We start from the raw sequence: 20,265 nt of genomic DNA, 5'->3' as shown, positions 1-20,265 counted from the left end.
TGTAAGGTAAGCGAAAACCCCGCTTTTCGCTTACCGAGGAGCAAAAAGTCCCGTCCGGACTTGTTGCGACCCTGTCAACGCACCCCGTGTGGGGTGCCCAAATCAATGACTTGAACTGTATGTCATTGATTTGTAAGGTAAGCGAAAACCCCGCTTTTCGCTTACCGAGGAGCAAAAAGTCCCGTCCGGACTTGTTGCGACCCTGTCAATAGTTTTGGAGGAAAGAAAGATGGCTCACAAGAAAGCTGGCGGAAGTTCAAATAACGGAAGAGACTCCCAGTCCAAACGCCGGGGCGTTAAAAAGTTTGCAGGTGAGTTTGTCCGCGCAGGAAACATCCTGGTGCGTCAGTGTGGCACTCGCATCCACCCTGGTTCCAACGTCGGTCTGGGCAAAGATTTTACACTCTTTGCCAAGGTGGACGGGATCGTCAAATTCGAGCGCAAGGACAAGACCCGCAAACAGGTCAGCGTCTTCGGCGCAGAGTAGCAATTCACCCCCCCCCGCGATGAGTTTCATCGACCGCGTCAAGATCTTTGTGGAATCGGGAGCGGGGGGAAACGGTTGCGTCAGTTTCCGTCGTGAAAAGTTTGTACCCCGCGGAGGCCCTGATGGAGGAGATGGGGGCCGAGGCGGGGATGTTTTTATCCGCACCGACCCCCAACTTTCCACTCTCATAGATTTTCGATATAAAAGGGAATACCGCGCAGGAACCGGTGCCCACGGCCGCGGTTCCAAAATGACCGGTAAAGATGGTGATCCCGTCGTCCTGCGAGTCCCGCCAGGGACTCAGATCATGGATGCTTCTACCGGAGAGCTTCTGGCTGATCTCACCGAGGGGGAGTTCATCCCCGCAAAGGGAGGCAGAGGAGGCAGGGGGAACTCCAACTTTGCTACCCCCACCAGACAGGCACCCAGGATCAGCGAGGAAGGCAGGTACGGGCAGGCAAGGGATCTGGTGCTGGAGCTGAAGCTCATTGCCGATGTGGGCATCGTGGGGCTTCCCAACGCCGGAAAATCCACGTTGATTTCCCGTATCTCCGCGGCTCGTCCAAAGATCGCCGATTATCCCTTCACCACCCTGGTTCCCAACCTCGGTGTCGTGAGGGTGGACGATGATAGAAGCTTTGTAGTCGCCGATGTTCCCGGCCTGGTAGAGGGGGCTCATCAGGGAGTAGGGCTGGGTCACCAATTCCTGAGGCACGTAGAAAGAACATCTGTTATCCTCCATCTGGTGGGGCTTGCTCCCGGCGATGGCGATCCTGTAGAGGCCTATCGGACGATCCGCCAGGAACTTGGGCAATATGCCGACGATCTTGCCCGGAAGGATTTCATCGTGGCCCTGAGTAAGGCAGACGTGGTCAGTCCGGAGGAAAGGGAAAGTATCCTGGCAAAGTTTCAGGAAGACACCGGGATCAGACCCATGCTCATTTCCGCCGCTGTTGGTGAGGGGTTGACACCCCTTGTGGGGAAACTGTCCACCATGATCGAAAAACTTAAGGAAAAGGGCAATGATTGAGGACAAACGCAGCATCCTCAAGGGCCGAAAGAGGGTCATTGTCAAGCTGGGGAGCATGGTTCTCGCAGCCCCTGGCGGAGGGATAGATCAAGACCTTTTAAACCATCTGGCCGATGAAATGGCTGCCATGGAAGGTGAACGGGATTTTATCATCGTCAGTTCAGGAGCCATTCTCATGGGGATGCAGGCCATGGGGTACCAGGAGTCGCCCCGGACGATGAAGATCAAGCAGGCGCTGGCAGCTGTGGGCCAGGGCCGCCTTGTCCAGGCCTACGCTGATGCTTTTGCGCGCCACGGAAAGCGGGTAGGACAGGTCCTGCTCACCAGGGAGGGTCTCGAAAATCGACGCCGGTTTGTTCTTTCCCACAACACCCTGGAGACCCTGCTGAAGATGAACGCTGTGCCTGTCATCAATGAAAACGATACCGTGTCGGTGGAAGAGATCCGTTTCGGTGATAACGACCTTCTGGCATCCATGGTGGTGAACCTCGCTGAGGCCGACCTGCTGGTCCTCCTCACCAACACGGAGGGCCTGTTCGACAAGGACCCGAGGCTCGGTGATGGCAAGCTGGTTGAGGTTGTGGAGGAGGTGGATAGCCACATCGTCAACATGGCCGGCGGTCCGGGGAAATCGGGGTCCGGGGGCATGTCCTCAAAGGTCCTTGCCGCCAAGCGAACAGCTCACATGGGTGTGCCCACGGTCATCGCTGATGGCCGCAGGGAAGGTGTCCTTACCAGGGTACTGAACGGGGATCCAACGGGAACCCTTTTTCTGCCTTCGGCTGAGAAGCTGGCTTTGCGCAAGCACTGGATCGCCTATTCATCCGGCCAGCCGAAGGGGACGCTGGTCATCGACGCCGGCGCTTCAAAGGCACTGAAAAAGCTCAATAAAAGTCTTCTTCCTGCAGGTGTAAGAGAGGTACTGGGAGATTTCGAAGCGGGATCCATGGTTCGCTGCATGGACGCCAACGATGGAGAGATCGCGCGGGGTGTCACCTGCTTTTCCTCTGATCAGATAAGAATGATCATGGGCCGGCACAGTGATGAGATAGAGAGTGTGTTGGGAACCTGCCCGGGGGCTGAAGTTATTCACAGAGATGACCTTGTCATCTCTGCGGATCAGAAGGATAAAGGATGAACCATTAGCGAGTATTATAGGATTGTTTTCAGCGATGTTATTCCTCCTCCCTCTCCCTCGACCATGCTCGGGACCCTGAGCTTGTCGAAGGGCTTCCCAATTCCTCCTTCTGCCAATCCGATAAGGAGATCTCCATGGACATCCAGAAACTCATGCACGATATGGGAGAGAAAGCCCGAAAAGCATCACGTTTACTCTCCGGCGCCGCACCAGCTCAAAAGAATGACGCTCTCGATACCGTTGCCCGGCATCTCAGGGAGTCCGTAGACAGGCTGATGGTGGAAAACCAGAAAGACCTTGCGGCAGGAGAAAAAGCCGGGCTGACCTCAGCCATGCTGGATCGCCTCAAACTTACGGAAAATCGCATCGAAGAAATGGCTCTTGCTGTAAACGAGGTTGCGGCTCTGCCTGACCCGGTGGGCGAGGTGACCGGGATCTGGACACGTCCCAGCGGATTTAAAGTGGGGCGAATGAGAGCGCCCATTGGTGTTATCGGCATCATTTATGAATCGAGGCCCAATGTGACCATAGACGCGGCGGCCCTTTGCCTTAAATCCGGCAACGCCTGCATTTTGAGGGGAGGGTCCGAGGCTATCCACTCCAACAATGCCCTGGCGCGGGTTTTTTGCGACAGCGTTGTCCAGGCCGGCCTGCCTGCGGAGGCTGTTCAGGCGGTTCCCATGACAGACCGGGCTGCGGTTCACGCCCTTCTGAAACTGGATGATTACGTGGACCTGATCATACCCCGTGGTGGAAAAGGTCTCATCAGGATGATCATGGAGAACTCAACAATACCGGTGATCAAGCACCTGGATGGAGTCTGCCACACCTATGTTGACAGCGGGGCCCAGGTCGAGATGGCCCTGGATATCTGCGTCAACGCAAAGCTTAATCGGCCGGGTACGTGCAACGCCCTGGAGACGATGCTGGTGCATCGGGACATGACGGGTTCCTTCCTCCAGAAAGTTCTTGAGAAGTTCAGGGAGGAGGGGGTAGAGATCCGCGGCTGTCGGGAGACCAAAGAGGCCGCCCCCTGGGTGAAGGAGGCCACTGATGAGGACTGGCCTATGGAGTACCTGGACCGGATCCTCAACGTCAAGGTTGTGGCTGATATGGATGAAGCGATGGGGCATATCGCGCGTTACGGATCTGCTCACACCGATGTCATCGTTACCATGAACCATGCCAACGCCCAACGTTTTATCAGAGAGGTCGACTCTGCCGCGGTAATGGTGAACGCTTCCTCGAGGCTCCACGATGGTTTTGTTTTTGGTCTGGGAGCCGAGATCGGAATTTCTACTGACAAACTCCACGCCAGAGGGCCTATGGGATTGGTGGAGCTCACCACTGAGAAGTGGATCGTAATGGGGGAAGGGCATTTGAGGGAATGAGCGACAGAAGAGGGGAAGAGGGGAAGAGGGGAAAAGGGGAAAAACCGGCTGACACGGAGACTCGGAAACGTGGGGACACAAAACAGGTTAAAGATCTTTCCCCCCTTCTCCTCCTCTCCTCTTCCCCTTTTCCAGATTCCAATTTTGACCATTACGAGGACTTATGATATGGCCAAAATCGGAATCTTCGGCGGCACCTTCGATCCCATCCATATTGGCCATCTCCGGGTGGCCCAGGAGTTTGCAACGGCCTTCGGGCTTGACCAGGTACTGATGATGGTGGCGGGAATACCCCCCCACCGTGAGCCTCCCACGGCCTCCCCCGAGGATCGCCTGCGGATGGTGCAGCTTGCTGTGGGCAACTGCCCGAGCCTTACCGCTTCTGACATAGAGTTGCACAGGGAGGGCCCTTCTTTTACACTCGACACGGTGAAAGAGGTGAGTAAAGCAGCGGAGAACTCCCTGGTATGGATGGCCCTGGGCGGGGATGCCTATTCCCTTATCAACAGCTGGTACCGCTCGGAAGATGTTCTGGCCCAGGTTCACCTTGTGGTATTGACCCGCCCGGGCTATCCGGTGGACCTGATGACCCCACTTCCGAAAAATCTCTCTGAACGCTATACTCCAGCTGGAGGTGTCTATCTGCACGACAGCGGTGGCAGCCTCAGGACACTGCAGGTTTCCCCGGTGGATGTCTCCTCGAGCATGATAAGAAAGGCGGTATCTGGGGGCCACAGTATTCGGAACCTTGTTACCGATGAGGTTTTACAGTATATCCAGCAAAAGGGCCTTTACCGGCCCCAAAAAGTGTGAATGGAGGGGAAAAACAGGTTTGAACTCTACAGACATGGCTCGACTGGCCGTTGGCGCGGCATTGGATAAGAAAGCTCTTGATCCTCTGGTTCTTGATCTCAGGGGGATGTCTTCTATTGCGGAGTATTTTGTGATCCTTACCGGCACCTCCGACAGGCATACTCAGGCGGTGGCCGAAAACGTGAATCAAGCCTACAAGGCGGTAGGGATCAAGGCTCTCGGTGAGGAAGGGTTCAGGGAGGGTAAATGGGTCCTTCTGGATTACGGCGAAGTCGTCATCCATGTTTTCCTTGAACCCGTCAGGGAATATTATGATATAGAGAGGCTCTGGATAGATGCTCCCAGGCTGGATCTTACGACTGAGGTTGAGGAGATAAAGCCCAGTTGAAGATCCAGGTGCTTGGAATTGGAAAGATCCGGGAACCATACTTCAGGGAGGCTATTGACGAATACAGCCGGCGAATAGGGTATTATGCACCCATTCGGGTCCGAGATTCCGCCAAGGAGATATCAGGGAGCGCACAGGATCTCGAGGCGGCCTACGGCAGGTTGAAGAAGGAACATCACAAAGCTGATCTGAAGGTGGCTCTGGACAGAAAAGGCCGGACCTTGTCCTCGGAAGAACTGGCTTCGTGGTTTGAAAAAGCGATGTTTAATTCGGTGGACCTGATCAGCTTTGTCATCGGCGGTCCCCACGGTCTTGCCAGATCTGCTCTGACCGATTCGGATCAGATGATATCGCTGGGAGCTGTGACCCTCCCTCACCAGATGGCAAGGCTGGTCCTGGTGGAACAGGTGTACAGGGCTTTTACCATTATACGGGGAGAGCCGTATCATAAGTAAAGGAATAGGGGAGAGGGAATAGGGAATAGTGAAGAAATTTCCGGTAAACAGACACCCGGTATAAAATCGCCAGCCTGAAAGGGAAACGATTTCATGGACGACAAGACCCTGGAAAATTATAAAAAAAAGCTTCTCGAGGACAGAATGGATCTCCTCGTAGAGCTGCAAAGAGTTACAAGCGGGGAAAAGAACAAGGACAGGATCGGGGCCATGGATCTGGCGGATCTTGCCGATTCCAGTTACTCTGCCGATTATTCCCTTGCCTGGAATGAGAAGATAAACCGACGCATCCGGGAGATAGATAAGACCATCGACAGGATCAAGGATGGCACTTATGGTGTCTGTCAGATGTGTGGTGAAGACATTCCTGAAGGCCGCCTGAAGGTCAGACCCATAGCCAACTATTGCGCACAGTGCAAGGAAGACCTGGAAAAGAGAGGTGAGATCAAATGAGTCGCCTGGCCACGATGGTTATCCTGATAGTCGTCATCCTATTCTCCTATTTTGCCTTCTATAACCACGGGACGGTCGATCTGACCGTGTGGCCGGGAAAGATGGTGGAACTGCCCGTTGTTGGCCTTGTTCTCCTGTCTATTGGCATAGGATCGGCCATTGTCTTCGCTCTTCTGGCTCTCCGGGGGATACGTAGATCCTATGACAATTTCCAGGTCAGCATGAAGAAAAGACGGCGGGCCAAGGCCGAGGAGCTTTACAACCGCGGTGTGGATGCCCACCTTTCGGGCAAAATGAACCAGGCGGTCAAACTCCTTGAGGAGGCTGTGGCCAAGGACACTGAGTTTCTTTTGCCTTTCTTCAGGTTGGGTACGGTTTACCTTGCGTTGGGGGAGTTCCAGAAAGCACTTGAGCTTCATAGGAAGGCTCTTGAGGCGCATACGGGGAACCTCAGGGTTCTTCTGTTTCTTGTTGATGATTACCTTGCTGCAGGCCAGTTGACAGAGGCTGTGGGAATTCTGAATAAGATCCTCTCCAAGGATGATTCCAACCGGACGGCTCTCATCGCCCTCAGGGATATCCAGGAGAAGCAGGGCGACTGGGAAGGGGCGGTGAATACTCAGCGGAAATTCATCAAGGCGGCTGGAAGAGAACCGGAATCGCAGTCGTATCTATTAGGTCTTCGCTACCAGGTGGCTGCCGGTTACCTGGACAACGGTGATGCGGAAAAGGCGGTCAAGACCCTCAGGGATATCCTCAAAGAGTCTCCGGACTTTGTAGCCGCTACCGTAGCCCTCGGGGAGGCCCGCATCAGGTCCGGCAAGGTGGATGAGGGGTTGAAGATCCTCACAGAGGGATACAACCGGCACCATAACCCCGTATTCCTCCAGGTTATGGAAGAAAAACTGATCAAAAAGGAAAATCCCCGCAAGCTCATCGAGACCTTCCGGGGCCTTCTTGACAGTGCCCCCGAGGACGTTTTCCTTAACCTTTTCTACGGGAAGATCTGCCTGCGGCTGGAGATGGTTGATGAAAGTTATATGGCCCTTAAGAAGGTGGAATCCACCGGTTATGTATCACCTCTCCTCCATGCCCTTCTCGGCGAGGTCAACGCGCGGAGAGAGAGATATAAGGAATCTATCAAGGAGTTTGGTCTTTACGTGGATCTCTCCGACGGTTTGAATCCCAGGTTCATATGCGGGAACTGCAGCCACACCGTCGATGCGTGGGCATCACGATGCCAATCATGCGGACTCTGGAACAGTTTTGCTCTGCCAGGCTTGACTGAGCCAAGATCAACCCCCGCAGACAGCCCGCAGTATGAGAATGAGGAGTAAATTACAGAAAAGGAGAAAAGGGGAAAAGGAGATGAGGAGAATATGCGTCTTCATCCCTTCTTCGCCCACTCCCCTCATCCCCTCTTCCAGAGGGGACTTTTTTTGACAACAAGGAGAGATTCTTGATGAATAGAGTAAAAAAAGTCCCCACTGTACTTATGGTTCTCGATGGCTGGGGAGTTTCCACCGGGGAAGGTCTGGACGCCATCGCCGGGGCCAGGACCCCGGTCATGGACCGCTTGGCCTCCCTCTATCCCACCACGACCCTCGGGGCGGCAGGAATGGATGTGGGACTCCCTGACCACCAGATCGGCAATTCAGAGGTGGGACACCTTAACCTGGGTGCCGGGCGCATCGTTTATCAGGATTTCACAAGAATAAACAAGGCCATCCAGTCCGGGGAGTTTTTTGAAAACCCGGTCCTCCTTGATGCGTTCAGGACTGTTAAAAGGGCCTCGGGCAGGCTCCACATAATGGGTCTCATGTCTGATGGTGGCGTCCACAGCCATATTGATCAGATAAAAGCTCTGGCGACCATGGCTTCGAAAAATAAAGTAGACAGTATTTTTGTCCACGCCTTCATGGACGGCCGCGACACACCGCCTAATTCAGGGCTGGGCTTCATTCAGGAGATCCAGCAGCACCTGGCTACCCTGAAAAATGTCAGGTTGGCAACGGTTGCCGGCCGCTTTTATCCCATGGACAGGGACAACAGGTGGGACAGGGTCGAGAAAGGCTATAACGCCCTCGTATCGGGACAGGGGTTTGAGGCATTGTCTGGTGAGTCGGCTGTCAAGGAGGCTTACGAGAGAGGCGAGACCGACGAATTTATCCAGCCCACTGTTATTTACCACAGGGGTGTTCCAGTTGGGGTCATTGGTGATGGTGACGGTGTGGTGTTCATGAACTTCAGGGGTGACCGTGCCCGGGAGATCAGTCACGCCCTCAATGATCGGGATTTCAAAAGTTTTAAAAGATCAAAATTTCCTGAGCTTTCAACCTATGTTTGCCTTGCCCGGTACGATGAGAACTTCCCATACCCGGTTATTTTTTCACCACAGGAGCATGGGGAAATCCTCGGTGAGGTGATCAGTAAACACGGTTTGACCCAGCTCAGGATCGCGGAAACGGAGAAGTACGCCCACGTAACCTTCTTTTTCAACGGCGGGGAAGAAAGGGTTTTTCCTGGAGAGGATCGCTACCTTGTTCCGTCACCGAAGGATGTGCCTACATACGATCTCAAGCCCCAGATGAGTGCCGAGGAGGTAACCGACAAGCTCATGGATCGCCTCCGTTCCGGGGACTACGATTTTGTTTTGGTGAACTTTGCCAACCCGGACATGGTGGGGCACACCGGAGTTTATGAGGCGGCGGTTACCGCCATCGAGAAGGTGGATGAATGTGTCGGTCGGATCTCCGATATGGTGATCAAGTCAGGTGGGGTGCTGATAATTACTTCCGATCACGGAAACGCCGAGTCGATGATGGATCCCAGCGGAACGCCGCACACCGCACATACGACGAGGAGTGTTCCCCTGATCCTGGTCGCCCCCGGTTTTACCTCTGAACACCCTGTCTTAAGGGAAGGGCGCCTGGCTGATGTAGCTCCGACGATACTGAAGATCATGGGTATAGCTCAACCATCAGAAATGACGGGAGTTCCTTTGTTTTAAGCAGTACCCAGTACCCAGGAGGCAGTGGGAAAGACAGTGCGTAGGGCGAAGAGCACAGGGCGTTGCGATCGTTGCCATTGCGAGGCCATAGATCATGCCGACCTGTCCGCCGTAGCCTTGGCGAAGGCGGAAGCAATCCCGGGATCGCTTCACTCGGTTAACGGTTCGCGATGACAAAAGCAGTATTTAGACCCTGGACCTTGATTCCCTCCCAAATACTGGTATTTTCTCCGATACGCCGACACACCGACACGCCGATACTGTCTGTTCTCCCTCACCCACGCTCCCCCTCACCGCGTCTCATGCATCCAGGAGTCTAAACTGGCTTGTCGTTTGCATATCGACAGGTATGCTATCGAATGAGATCGCTCGTGGACTCCTGGATGCCATATACCCTCCCATCTGTCTTATCTGCGGCCGACTCTCTCATGGCCCTTACCCCCACTGCTGCCCGGATTGTTTTGATTTATTTGAACCTGTTGGAGGGCAATGCTGCGAACTGTGCGGTAAGCCCTTTCAGGGCAGTCAGGCATCCCACTTGTGTCTTGCCTGCATAAAGGGGCGGCCGACCTTTAAGTGGTGCCGAGGTGTGCTTTTGTACCGGGGGGCAGTGGCCGAGGCACTATCCAAATTCAAGTACGGAGGCATGATCGGACTGATGGCGCCTCTTCAAGATGCGCTTGCCACGGGCATTGGTGCACTACATCCCTTCCCCGAGGTGGATCTTCTAATACCCGTACCGCTGTCCTTAAACGGCCGATGGAAAAGAGGGTTTAACCAGTCCTATATCCTTGCCGCGTCGGTCGCCCGGCAACTGGGTGTTGAGGTTCAGACGAATGCTCTCAGAAAAAAGGGAAATCGTACCCAGGTGGGTCTTTCCGCAAAGGAAAGAAGCCGAAACGCTTCCGTATCCTTTGTACCTGGCAGAGCTATTGATCTGGTGAGGGGGCAACGGGTTCTACTTTTTGATGATGTTTACACTACCGGTTCAACGGTCCTGGCGTGTTCCAGGATCCTGCGCCGTGCGGGTGCGACGGTATCCGTCCTGACCCTGGCGAGGGCTGTATCCCCCGTTGGTGTCGGATTATCCGACTGATACGGGGGAGCATGGGAACATGGGAGCGGTGGGAAAGCAGTGAAGAATGATCATTAAGGGTGTTTTTTTGTCATTGCGAGTCCATCAACTTTGCGCAACTTGGAATCCTTCGCGTTTAGCCCGTTTTTGATCTTTTGTAGACTGTCCAGACCCCAGGTCCTGGACTCCAGACACCAGAAGCTAGACTCTAAACACTGATCTTCAAAATTTCCATCATTTGCTCATGAATGTGCCCATTACTGGCAAGGACCCTTGATCCGTCTATTTCCAGCGCGGTGCCTTCAAAATCGGTGGTTACCCCCCCGGCCTCCCTGACGATAAGCGCACCGGCTGCGATATCCCAGGATTTCAGGTTCAGCTCCCAGAAGCCCTCCAGCCGTCCGCAGGCTACAAAGCAAAGGTCCAGAGCAGCGCTTCCGCAGCGTCGGATACCCTGGGTCCTCATGGCGAATTCTTTGAAATGGTCCAGATTGGTCTGGGAACTTTCCCTTATGTTGTAGGGAAACCCGGTCCCGAGGAGACTGTCGTTGAGACTGTTTATTTTGGAAACCCTGATGGGCATGTCGTTAAGGCTGGCTCCTTCACCCCGGATAGCCGTGAACAGCTCTTCCGTTACGGGGTTGAAGACGACACCGCACAGGATATCGTTCCTGTAGGCTACGGCGATGGAGACCGAGAATACCGGGAAGCGGTGGGCATAGTTGGTCGTCCCGTCTAAAGGGTCGACGATCCAGTGGAAACCATCTGAGCCCTGTATGTGGAGGTCTTCTTCAGCGAGGATGCCGTGATCCGGATACTTGACCAGGATCTCCTGCTCGATAAGGTCCTGGGCCGATCTGTCCATTTCCGTGACAAGATCCACTTCTCCCTTGTGAGCCACAGAAATGTCGGTTAACAGACGGTCTTTCAGCAGCTTTCCGGCGAGACGGGAAATGCGAACTGCGTCTGCCAGGAGATCGGACCTGGTGGGTTGTTGTTTATCGAGTCTGGTCAATGGTATTAGAGGTTAGAGATAATCAGTTATCATCGACAAGTTTGAGGTCATCACTTGTTTTGCCGCTGTAAACCTTGATGGTACTGCTGCAGGATGAGCAGTATACGTTATCACCGGTTCGTTCATCGCCATCGAGGATAAGCTCCGCATCACAGACTGGGCATTTGTAATCCTTCATGGAAAGTCTCCCTTACCCGAGATCCGCTGAGAACTTCGTCCAAAAACGGATTTCATGTATAATCCTTGAAGTTGCCTCGATTTTTCAAGACAATAGTATTATATCTTCTACCAGACTATATCTGAAAGCCGGATGAGATACTCCGACAGGCTCCAAGGCAGGATGATAACCAGGATGAAACGACATATCAATAATACCTCTCTGTTAATAATGCGTAAAGCCTTCCCTGTAGGGATATGTACTGCAATGCTGGCGGGTTTGCTTTGCTTTGCCCCCGGAGATGGGTGGGCGGCCAAGGCTACTGTCGGGGTCACCACGGGGGGAACGGGACGTGCCGGCCACCCCGCCATCGGGCAGCAATCCCAGCTGGAGATCCTGAAAAGACGATATTACCTCGCATCCGAGGAGGAACGGTTCCCGGTCCTCGATGAGATCCGCGAACTCGGGACGGATGAGGCGCTGGACTTTAACCTTGACCTGCTCAGGTACCCTGATATCAAGGTCCGGCGGGAGGCTGTAGACTCTCTTAAAAGATGGGGTGCAGTGGGGTACATGGCCGTGTTCACAGGGATGGACGACACGGAGATAAACTGGCTGTGCGAGTCCATTTTCGTGGAACTGGGCCCGAGGGCCTCCTCCTTCCTCGTTGACCAGCTGGGACATAGAGATCCCACTTTTCGCAGCCGGGCAGCCTACCTGCTGGGACGAATAAACGACCCCCTGGCTGTGGGCCCCCTTTACAAACTCCTGAAGGACCCGGACAGGGACGTGCGGATCCAGGTTATCCAGGCACTTTGCGACCTCGGGGACGAAAGGTCCTTAGACGGCATCCTCAAGCTGTTTGAGATGGAAGACGTGGGGCTGGCCGATTTTGTCCTCCAGGCAGCTGAAAAGTTCGGGCCCAGGTCGGTCCCGGCCCTGCAGGCTGCACTGAAGACCGGGAGTGTCAGGATAAGAAGCGGTGCGGCACTGGCTTTGGGACGGCTCCGGTTGCCGGACACCCTGCCCTATCTGATCAATGCTCTCAAGGACAGGGAGGTGGCGGTCCGCAGGAGCGTAGTAAAGGCGCTTGACGGTTTTCACCACATATCTGCTTCCGAGGGTCTGTTCATGGCTTTAAGAGATCCAAATCTAGAGGTTCAGGATTATGCAACCACTGCCCTTGCCCGGCTGAATCCGGACATTTATCCGACCCTTGCGAGCAGGATCAGGGACAAGGACCCGGTAATCAGGAAAAACATAATCACGACCCTGCGCAAGATCGGAGACAGGGAGGCGGTTCCTCTCATAATAAGCGCCCTTGATGACACGGATGTCAATGTGAGGATGTTCGCGGTCACAGCCCTCATCGAGTTCAAGGACCCCAGAGCCATCCATGGACTTATCAACAGGATGCAGAGCGAAGATCAGATGGGAGGGCTGATCTCCTACGCCTTCATGGAGATAGGAGAGTCTGCTGTGGATGAGCTCCTGAAGGCGACCGGGGATGACAGGTTCTGTCTCACCAGGAACCTTGTAATCCTCCAGATGGGGGATGGTGCGTTGGGTACTCTCCACGAGAGAGCCAGGAGCAAGAGGAACACGACCCTGCGTTACAACGCTATTGCCCTGCTTGGGGAGCTGGGAAGGCCTGAGAGTGTGCCTCTCCTTGCAGACCTGCTCCAGTACGGTGATGTGGGCTGGGTGGCAGCCAACGCCCTGGCCAACATGGGAAAGCCTTCCTGGAGCGCCCTGCGTCAGGCAGCGGGCCGGGAGGGGATAGTGGGCGACAATGCCCGCCATGCCATCAGCCAGTTAAACGACCCGGGGCTTTACCTGGAGCTTGTTGAAACCCTGGACGACGACAACGCAGCGCTGCGCAGGGCTGTTTCAGAACCCCTTGTCGCCGGGGGAGTTGATGTCGTGAGGCTCGTCACCGAAAAGATGGCCCAACTGGAAGGGCCCAAATTCCTTGATTCGGCCGAGATCATTTGCAGGATAAAGGATCAAAAGGCCATCCATCCTCTCAACAAGGTCCTTTTTCCAGAGCCCTGGGAACCGGCCCTTTTGGAGGCCGCCCAGCTTTACAGTCTCAGGCAGGCTTATTCAAGGAAGGGCAGCCTGGAGCCGGTGCTGGCGCGTCTGAAGAATGAAATGGGTGGGGCTGGTGGAGGAGGAGGTCCATGGGAACGGGTCGCACCCTAGTTCAGAACCGCCAGGCGCGGTTTAACTACGAGATATTGGAAAAGGTCGAGGCCGGGATAGTTCTGGCGGGGACCGAAGTCAAATCCATCCGGGAGGGGAAGGCGAATATTAAGGAAGCCTATGCCGATATCCGTAACGGCGAAGCGTGGCTTATAGGCGCTCACATAAGCCCCTATTCCCACGGTAACATCACCAATCACGACCCTTTACGTGAACGTAAGCTGTTGTTAAACGCCGTGGAGATCCACAGGCTCCAGAGCAAGGTCATGGAAAAAGGGCTGACTCTTGTACCGTTGAGCCTGTACCTGAAGGGCCGAATTGTCAAACTGGAGTTGGGTGTTGGCCGAGGCAAGAAACTGGGGGACAAGAGAGAGGATATAAAGAAGAGAGACCAGGAACGGGAAATTCACCGTGCGATTAAAGGCCAAGACTGAATTTCCCGTCTGGGAAAACCTTTGGTCAGCAAAAGGGTTTACCCCTTCCTTAAGGAAGCAAGCGCAGCTTGCCAGATAAATAAACTGCGTGCTGAAGTTTCGTCCCGCAGTTTATTTATTGATACTCTACCTGCTTGAAACCCACCGTCACAATCTCTGTCTTACTCCCGTCACTTTCCGTCTTTCCCGGCCGTACGGACAGAACCTTTACCTTCCGCAGGATCAGATACTTGAATTTTCCCATATATGAGCCAGAAAGCTCCACGCGGATATGGGAGAACTGCAGGCCGAGCGAGCAGTATCTCGCAAGGGTCTCGGAAGTTCCGTCCACATGTTTCAGGAAGGAAAAATCTCCAAAACACAACTTTCCGGCCGGCCCCTTGTCGCTGTCAGATACCATAGAGCCTCTGGGTGTGGGTACCGAACCCCAGTCGCACGAGAGGACCTCGATCCAGTTGCGATGGGCAGGATCCTCAGCATCCCCCTGTACCCCAGGTATGTACAGGAAGGCGAAGGAGTCGTCAGCTTTAGCTAAAAAGGGAGAGAAACCGGCTAAAAATAACATAGCTGACAGAAAAATCATCGAGATATGTTTGAAAGTTCCATTCATGGAAGTACCTTCCAAAGCCTGCTGCTACAGTCAATTGTACCATTTTAAAACGGGTCTTGATTGCTGTAATTATAATTACGTGTTTGGCGCAAAGATTTTTACAGGGACGATGCCCCGAAAATCCATGGGCTGCACTCAGTTTTCAGACATATGAGGGGGAAAATGGTTTAAAAGGCAGTACCCGGTACCCGGTACCGAACCTTTCCTCCCTTGACATATATTCTATAAGCGTATATATGAGCATATACTCAGATAAACAATAAGGGGACGTTATGTCAAAACCGTCTGACCTGTGTGAAACCAGGGTTATTCACAAGGAAAAGATCGATAAGGCAAGGGAAAATTCCCTCGGAGTGGAAGATGTTGATCTTGTGACGCGTACCTTCAAGGCCATGGGGGATCCTACACGCCTGCGCATTCTGTGGGCTCTACAGCCTGGCGAGTTGTGCGTATGCGACCTGGCCGCACTTCTTGAGATCACGGAATCGGCTGTCAGTCATCAGTTGAGGATACTCCGGCACCTGGACCTTGTGATCAATCGAAGAGAGGGAACGATCCTTTATTATCGTCTTAACGACCAACATGTCAGCCAACTCATCAACATGGCGTTAGAGCATGTGAGGGAATAAAATCCGTGAAAAGTGAATCGTGAAAAGTGAATAGAAAATACCGAGGAACTGATCTCTGGTTTCTAGTTCACAGTTCACCGTTCACATGGAGGTATAGTTAAATGTCAACCATCCTCGGTTTCACCATCAGCGTCCTTAACGAGACGTTTTCCCTTCTTCTGGATGCCTCCCCCTACATCCTTTTCGGGATCCTGGTGGCGGGGCTGCTCAAAATGTTCCTTTCCACCGATTACATAGGGCGGAACCTTGGGCAGGGACGTTTCCTTCCTGTATTTAAAGCCGCGCTTTTGGGGATTCCCATCCCCCTGTGTTCTTGCGGTGTTCTTCCGGCTGCAGCGTCACTGCGCAAACAGGGGGCGAGCAGGGGAGCTACTACGGCTTTCCTCATATCCACCCCGGAATCCGGAATCGATTCCATCGCTGTTTCCTGGGCGCTCCTCGATCCTCTTATGACGATAGCCAGACCACTTGTTGCTTTCGTGACTGCTTTTGTTGCCGGTATAGCCCAGGCTGTGTTTGGCGGTGTCGAGGTTCTGAAGGAAGGGGATATCGACAACAGCTGCCCGGTAGATGGCTGCTGCGATGGAGAAACCTGCGATTCGATTGAGCACAACAACCATCATTCATTTTCGGAAAAACTGTCAGGCGGATTGAAGTACGCTTTCGGGGAACTCTGGGGAGACCTTGCGGGATGGTTCGCGGTGGGTCTTCTCCTGGCCGGTGTTATTACGGCTCTGGTACCTGATGAGTTTATTACCTCCTACCTGGGTGAAGGCCTTTCGGCTATGCTGCTCATGCTCCTGGTGGGGATACCTCTTTACATATGCGCAACCGCCTCCACCCCTATCGCAGCAGCACTCATCCTGAAGGGAGTGAGCCCCGGGGCGGCGCTGGTATTTCTGCTGGTGGGCCCTGCTACCAACATCGCCTCTCTTTCGGTCCTTGTAGGCCTGCTGGGCAAAAGGGCGGTCGGTATATATCTTGGGGCCATCGCTGTAGTGAGCGTCCTGGCAGGCCTTGCTCTTGATTGGATCTACGACTTGTCCGGGATCACCGCCAAGGCTGCGGTGGGTCAGGCAGCCGAACTCATTCCTGCCCCGGTTCAGTACGCAGCGGCTCTGATCCTGATAGTTGTCTCGGTGAAGCCCCTGGCTCGGTCCCTCAAGGGTTTGATGGAGAAGGTGCGGCCTGCCATGAATGAGACAGCCGTCTCGGGCTGCGGATGTTCGGATGAGTGTAAAACAGGAAGTTAAGTACAACAAATAGCAATAGTAATAGTAATAGGCAGGGCGCAGTACCCTCTCTTACCACTGCTATTACGAGCTTGTTTGACAACACCGCTCCTCCTCCAATATAGTCTACTATGTCCCCTCCTGGAAATGATTCTCCGAGACGGCCTGAGGGAAATAAGTCCAAAGCTCAAAAACCTGGTTTGTAGTTTGACGTTTGAGGCTTGAGGTTGAATCCAAAACCTGGAACCTGAAACCACAGGCACAGATGCACCGTACCGTTAAGGCCTGATCGCAACATCAAACTTCAAACCCCAAACATAACACCAAATTCCTGTACTGGAGGGGTATATGCCCACTTATGACGACATCCGTAAAATTATGATCATTGGATCAGGTCCCATTGTCATCGGTCAGGCCTGTGAGTTCGACTATTCGGGGACCCAGGCCTGTAAAGCCCTCCGTTCCCTCGGATACGAGATCGTCCTGGCAAATTCCAATCCCGCAACTATTATGACCGACCCCGGTATGGCGGACGCTACCTATATAGAACCTCTCACTGTGGAGCGGATGAAAGAAATAATCGAGATCGAAAAGCCCGATGCTCTCCTTCCCAACCTTGGAGGGCAATCGGGTTTGAACCTCTCCTCTGAACTCTCACGCCAGGGAGTGCTCAAGGAAAACGGAGTCAGGATCATTGGAGTCGGTGTAGATGCCATTGAAAGGGGAGAGGACCGCCTCGCTTTCAAGGAAACAATGGAACGCCTGGGTCTTGAACTGCCCAAAAGCGAGATCGCGACCACCGTCGAGGAGGCGGCACAGTTTGCTTTGGAGCTTGGATATCCTGTGGTCCTTCGCCCCGCCTATACCATGGGGGGGACTGGCGGTGGACTGGTTTACAACCGGGAGGAGCTTGAGGTTATCGCAGGCAGGGGATTGGCGGCCAGCCTGGTCAACCAGGTCCTGGTGGAAGAATCGGTTCTCGGTTGGGAGGAGTTGGAACTCGAAGTGGTCCGTGACGGGAAGAACCAGATCATCACCGTCTGCTTTATCGAAAACGTTGACGCCATGGGTGTGCACACCGGGGATTCCTTCTGTACGGCCCCCATGCTCACCATCGATCCTGACCTGCAGGAAAAGCTCCAGGATTTCTCCTATCGCATCGTGAAAGCCATAGAGGTCATAGGCGGTACCAACGTCCAGTTCGCCCACGATCCGAAAACCGGCCGGGTTGTAGTCATTGAGATCAACCCACGGACTTCCAGATCCTCCGCTCTTGCTTCCAAGGCCACAGGATTTCCCATTGCCCTCATCTCATCCAAACTGGCCGGGGGGCTTTCCCTGGACGACATGCCCTACTGGAAAGGCGGAACACTGGAAAACTACGCGCCCTGGGGTGAATATGTTGTGGTCAAGTTCCCAAGGTGGGCTTTTGAAAAGTTCACAGATGTTCCTGACAAACTGGGTACCCAGATGAGGGCAGTCGGAGAAGCCATGAGCATTGCCCGCTATTATAAAGAGGCTTTTCTTAAGGCCATCCGTTCCCTGGAGATCGGAAGGTACGGTCTGGGCTTTGCGAAGGATTTTAACGACCGCAACCTGAAAGAGCTTATGGAGCTTCTGGCCGAGCCATCCAGTGAACGCCAGTTTATCATGTACGAAGCCCTGCGTAAGGGGGCCTCGGTGGACGACCTCAGCGTAAAGACACACATCAAACCCTGGTTCATTGAGCAGATGAAGGAACTGGTGGTTCTGGAAGAGGAGATCCTGGAATACCAGGGTGGTGTATTGCCGGATGACCTCCTTGAAAAAGCCAAAAAGGATGGTTTCAGCGACCGGTACCTGGCCATGCTTCTGAAAATTTCTGAGAAGGAAGTACGGCAGCGGCGAAAAGCCATTGGTCTTGTCCCAGGTTATCAGCCACTACCAGTGAGCGGGGTCGAGGATGCGGCGTATTACTATTCCACCTATAACGTTCCAGACGCTATAGGAGCAAGTGACCGGCGCAAGATCATGGTCCTGGGCGGGGGCCCCAACCGGATCGGCCAGGGGATCGAGTTCGACTACTGCTGTGTCCACGCCGCCTTGGCCATTCGCGAAGAGGGGCTGGAGTCCATTATGGTCAACTGCAACCCTGAAACCGTTTCTACCGATTACGATACATCGGATAAGTTGTACTTCGAACCTCTGACAGTGGAAGATGTTCTTTCCATCTATGAAAAAGAAAAGCCCGAGGGAGTGATCGTTCAGTTCGGGGGCCAGACACCTCTTAATATAGCCCGGGAACTTCTGGATGCTGGCCTTCCCATCATCGGGACCTCCCCGGAGGCCATTGATCTTGCTGAAGACCGAGACCGTTTCAGTAAGATGATGGAAAAGTTGGGGATCCCGATGCCTGAATCAGGGATGGCCGGCGACCTGGAGGAAGCTCTCAGTGTTGCCGACAGGATCGGCTACCCTCTTATGGTGCGGCCCTCCTACGTTTTGGGCGGACGGGCCATGGAGATCGTAAGAGACGAGGCGATGCTCCTGGCATATGTTTCTCAGGCGGTGGATCTTACACCGGACAGTCCCATCCTCATCGACAAATTTTTAGAGGATGCCATCGAGGCAGAAGCTGACGCCATCGCGGATGGCACGGATGCCTTTGTACCTGCTGTCATGGAGCATATCGAGCTTGCGGGTGTCCATTCCGGGGATTCGGCTTGCGTCATTCCCCCGATCAGTATCCCGGAAAAACATATTGAGACCATCGTGAACTACACGAAAAAGATCGCCATAGAGCTGAACGTGGTGGGACTCATGAACATCCAGTACGCCATCAGTGAGGACGCGGTCTATGTTCTGGAGGCCAACCCAAGGGCGTCAAGGACCGTTCCCCTTGTTTCGAAGGTGTGCAACATCTCCATGGCTAATATCGCTACGAGGGTCATGCTGGGGGCAAAGATCGAGGATATGGAACTTGAGCATCGGCGTATTCCCCATTACGGTGTGAAGGAGTCGGTCTTTCCCTTCAACATGTTTCCCGAAGAGGACCCTGTTCTCGGACCCGAGATGAGATCCACCGGTGAAGTTCTTGGTATGAACCCGTCTTTCGGACTTGCTTACTGCAAGGCCCAGGAGGCGGCCCTGTCCCCTCTTCCCACAGAGGGGACGGTGCTCATTACAGTAACGGATAGGGACAAGAACGCTATCGTTGAGGTGGCGAGGAAGTTCGTCCAGTTGGGGTTCTCCCTCCTCTGTACGGGCGGTACTGCCAGGTTCCTTAAGGATAAGGGTATCGAGTCCGGGACCATAAAGAAGTACCATGAGGGACGGCCGAGCATAGTAGACGCCATCAAAAACAGGGAGATTCAGCTGCTCATCAACACGCCAAGCGGTAAGACGAGTGCCGATGATGATTCGTATATCAGAAAAGCAGCCATTAACTACAAGGTCCCCTTTATCACCACGGCAACCGCGGCGCTTGCCGCTGTTCGCGGGATCGAGGAACAAAGACAGGGCAAGGGCGTTGTCAGATCGCTGCAGGCGTATCATGCTGATATAAAGTAAAGGCAGAATGTAGAACGTACCCTTCGACCAGGCTCAGAGCAGGGAATGTAGAACACAGAATAAATCAAGAGGCTCATCCGGGAAATGAGTACCTTCAAATGAGCCCTGCTTTCACCACTCCGGTAACGGTCAAATTCTAAAAGCTTAATTAACCACAGGGTACACCCATCGACGCGCTTCGCTTGCTCTCCTCG

General features: G+C 53.9%; 19 protein-coding genes. 16 read left to right on the top strand and 3 right to left on the bottom strand.

Annotation, left to right across the window (positions count from 1 at the left end):
• Nucleotides 1-229: 229 nt before the first annotated feature.
• The 11 genes from rpmA (at nt 230) to P1S59_05620 (ending at nt 10,261) form a co-directional block, all read left to right on the top strand.
• Nucleotides 230-487, top strand: a complete 258-nt coding sequence (gene rpmA / locus P1S59_05670; GenBank protein ID MDF1525740.1) for a 50S ribosomal protein L27 — start codon at nt 230-232, stop codon at nt 485-487.
• A gap of 19 nt (nt 488-506) precedes the next feature.
• Entirely contained in the window at nt 507-1,517 is a 1,011-nt protein-coding gene (gene obgE, locus P1S59_05665; protein ID MDF1525739.1) for a GTPase ObgE, read from the top strand.
• Nucleotides 1,510-2,655 (top strand): glutamate 5-kinase, encoded by a 1,146-nt coding sequence (gene proB / locus P1S59_05660; GenBank protein MDF1525738.1) that lies wholly within the window; start codon nt 1,510-1,512, stop codon nt 2,653-2,655. Before obgE ends, proB begins: the two co-directional genes overlap by 8 nt.
• Before the next feature lie 134 nt (nt 2,656-2,789).
• A complete protein-coding gene (locus P1S59_05655) occupies nt 2,790-4,046 on the top strand; it encodes a glutamate-5-semialdehyde dehydrogenase (GenBank protein ID MDF1525737.1) in 1,257 nt (418 codons plus the stop codon).
• A gap of 168 nt (nt 4,047-4,214) precedes the next feature.
• Complete coding sequence (nadD, locus tag P1S59_05650) at nt 4,215-4,859, top strand: nicotinate-nucleotide adenylyltransferase (GenBank protein MDF1525736.1); 645 nt, start codon at nt 4,215-4,217, stop codon at nt 4,857-4,859.
• Between the two features lie 19 nt (nt 4,860-4,878).
• Nucleotides 4,879-5,247 carry a ribosome silencing factor gene (gene rsfS / locus P1S59_05645; GenBank protein MDF1525735.1) on the top strand — a complete coding sequence of 123 codons (369 nt, stop codon included), beginning with the start codon at nt 4,879-4,881 and terminating at the stop codon, nt 5,245-5,247.
• Nucleotides 5,244-5,702 carry a 23S rRNA (pseudouridine(1915)-N(3))-methyltransferase RlmH gene (locus P1S59_05640; protein MDF1525734.1) on the top strand — a complete coding sequence of 153 codons (459 nt, stop codon included), beginning with the start codon at nt 5,244-5,246 and terminating at the stop codon, nt 5,700-5,702. The genes rsfS and P1S59_05640 overlap by 4 nt, the downstream gene beginning before the upstream one ends.
• A gap of 93 nt (nt 5,703-5,795) precedes the next feature.
• Nucleotides 5,796-6,155: a TraR/DksA family transcriptional regulator gene (locus P1S59_05635; protein ID MDF1525733.1), complete on the top strand. Its 360-nt coding sequence runs from the start codon at nt 5,796-5,798 to the stop codon at nt 6,153-6,155.
• Nucleotides 6,152-7,492 (top strand): tetratricopeptide repeat protein, encoded by a 1,341-nt coding sequence (locus P1S59_05630; GenBank protein ID MDF1525732.1) that lies wholly within the window; start codon nt 6,152-6,154, stop codon nt 7,490-7,492. Before P1S59_05635 ends, P1S59_05630 begins: the two co-directional genes overlap by 4 nt.
• A gap of 125 nt (nt 7,493-7,617) precedes the next feature.
• A complete protein-coding gene (gene gpmI / locus P1S59_05625; GenBank protein MDF1525731.1) occupies nt 7,618-9,165 on the top strand; it encodes a 2,3-bisphosphoglycerate-independent phosphoglycerate mutase in 1,548 nt (515 codons plus the stop codon).
• 589 nt (nt 9,166-9,754) lie between these two features.
• On the top strand, nt 9,755-10,261 hold the full coding sequence (locus P1S59_05620) for a ComF family protein (GenBank protein MDF1525730.1): 507 nt from the start codon (nt 9,755-9,757) through the stop codon (nt 10,259-10,261).
• A gap of 187 nt (nt 10,262-10,448) precedes the next feature.
• On the opposite strand, the gene P1S59_05615 is transcribed toward P1S59_05620, so the two are convergent.
• Entirely contained in the window at nt 10,449-11,255 is an 807-nt protein-coding gene (locus P1S59_05615; GenBank protein ID MDF1525729.1) for an inositol monophosphatase family protein, read from the bottom strand.
• Nucleotides 11,256-11,277: 22 nt separating this feature from the next.
• Entirely contained in the window at nt 11,278-11,433 is a 156-nt protein-coding gene (locus P1S59_05610) for a hypothetical protein (protein MDF1525728.1), read from the bottom strand.
• Between the two features lie 246 nt (nt 11,434-11,679).
• Between P1S59_05610 and P1S59_05605 the strand changes: the two genes are divergently transcribed.
• Together P1S59_05605 and smpB are read left to right on the top strand one after the other, a co-directional pair.
• Entirely contained in the window at nt 11,680-13,617 is a 1,938-nt protein-coding gene (locus P1S59_05605) for a HEAT repeat domain-containing protein (GenBank protein MDF1525727.1), read from the top strand.
• Nucleotides 13,596-14,051, top strand: coding sequence for an SsrA-binding protein SmpB (gene smpB, locus P1S59_05600; protein MDF1525726.1), 456 nt, complete (start codon nt 13,596-13,598; stop codon nt 14,049-14,051). Before P1S59_05605 ends, smpB begins: the two co-directional genes overlap by 22 nt.
• Before the next feature lie 115 nt (nt 14,052-14,166).
• Here smpB and P1S59_05595 read toward each other — a convergent pair whose 3' ends face one another.
• Nucleotides 14,167-14,661: a type VI secretion system tube protein Hcp gene (locus P1S59_05595; protein ID MDF1525725.1), complete on the bottom strand. Its 495-nt coding sequence runs from the start codon at nt 14,659-14,661 to the stop codon at nt 14,167-14,169.
• 272 nt (nt 14,662-14,933) lie between these two features.
• Here P1S59_05595 and P1S59_05590 point away from each other — a divergent pair, with 272 nt between their 5' ends.
• The 3 genes from P1S59_05590 (at nt 14,934) to carB (ending at nt 20,071) form a co-directional block, all read left to right on the top strand.
• The gene (locus P1S59_05590; GenBank protein ID MDF1525724.1) at nt 14,934-15,290 is read left to right on the top strand and encodes a metalloregulator ArsR/SmtB family transcription factor; all 357 of its coding nucleotides are present in this window, start codon (nt 14,934-14,936) and stop codon (nt 15,288-15,290) included.
• Between the two features lie 101 nt (nt 15,291-15,391).
• The gene (locus P1S59_05585) at nt 15,392-16,543 is read left to right on the top strand and encodes an SO_0444 family Cu/Zn efflux transporter (protein MDF1525723.1); all 1,152 of its coding nucleotides are present in this window, start codon (nt 15,392-15,394) and stop codon (nt 16,541-16,543) included.
• A 327-nt stretch (nt 16,544-16,870) separates the two neighbouring features.
• A complete protein-coding gene (gene carB, locus P1S59_05580; GenBank protein MDF1525722.1) occupies nt 16,871-20,071 on the top strand; it encodes a carbamoyl-phosphate synthase large subunit in 3,201 nt (1,066 codons plus the stop codon).
• Nucleotides 20,072-20,265: the final 194 nt, after the last annotated feature.

Source organism: bacterium, assembly GCA_029210965.1.
GTDB lineage: Bacteria > BMS3Abin14 > BMS3Abin14 > BMS3Abin14 > BMS3Abin14 > JALHUC01.
Note: the sequence above shows the minus strand (reverse complement) of the source record. Positions and strands in the feature narration are given on the sequence as shown.

Coding starts and splice junctions, on each gene's coding strand:
- smpB (MDF1525726.1), top strand. CDS start 13,596: ATGGGAACGGGTCGCACCCTAGTTCAGAACCGCCAGGCGCGGTTTAAC.
- P1S59_05585 (MDF1525723.1), top strand. CDS start 15,392: ATGTCAACCATCCTCGGTTTCACCATCAGCGTCCTTAACGAGACGTTT.
- P1S59_05605 (MDF1525727.1), top strand. CDS start 11,680: ATGCTGGCGGGTTTGCTTTGCTTTGCCCCCGGAGATGGGTGGGCGGCC.
- gpmI (MDF1525731.1), top strand. CDS start 7,618: ATGAATAGAGTAAAAAAAGTCCCCACTGTACTTATGGTTCTCGATGGC.
- carB (MDF1525722.1), top strand. CDS start 16,871: ATGCCCACTTATGACGACATCCGTAAAATTATGATCATTGGATCAGGT.
- P1S59_05635 (MDF1525733.1), top strand. CDS start 5,796: ATGGACGACAAGACCCTGGAAAATTATAAAAAAAAGCTTCTCGAGGAC.
- obgE (MDF1525739.1), top strand. CDS start 507: ATGAGTTTCATCGACCGCGTCAAGATCTTTGTGGAATCGGGAGCGGGG.
- rpmA (MDF1525740.1), top strand. CDS start 230: ATGGCTCACAAGAAAGCTGGCGGAAGTTCAAATAACGGAAGAGACTCC.
- P1S59_05595 (MDF1525725.1), bottom strand. CDS start 14,661: ATGAATGGAACTTTCAAACATATCTCGATGATTTTTCTGTCAGCTATG.
- P1S59_05590 (MDF1525724.1), top strand. CDS start 14,934: ATGTCAAAACCGTCTGACCTGTGTGAAACCAGGGTTATTCACAAGGAA.
- proB (MDF1525738.1), top strand. CDS start 1,510: ATGATTGAGGACAAACGCAGCATCCTCAAGGGCCGAAAGAGGGTCATT.
- P1S59_05630 (MDF1525732.1), top strand. CDS start 6,152: ATGAGTCGCCTGGCCACGATGGTTATCCTGATAGTCGTCATCCTATTC.
- P1S59_05610 (MDF1525728.1), bottom strand. CDS start 11,433: ATGAAGGATTACAAATGCCCAGTCTGTGATGCGGAGCTTATCCTCGAT.
- P1S59_05655 (MDF1525737.1), top strand. CDS start 2,790: ATGGACATCCAGAAACTCATGCACGATATGGGAGAGAAAGCCCGAAAA.
- nadD (MDF1525736.1), top strand. CDS start 4,215: ATGGCCAAAATCGGAATCTTCGGCGGCACCTTCGATCCCATCCATATT.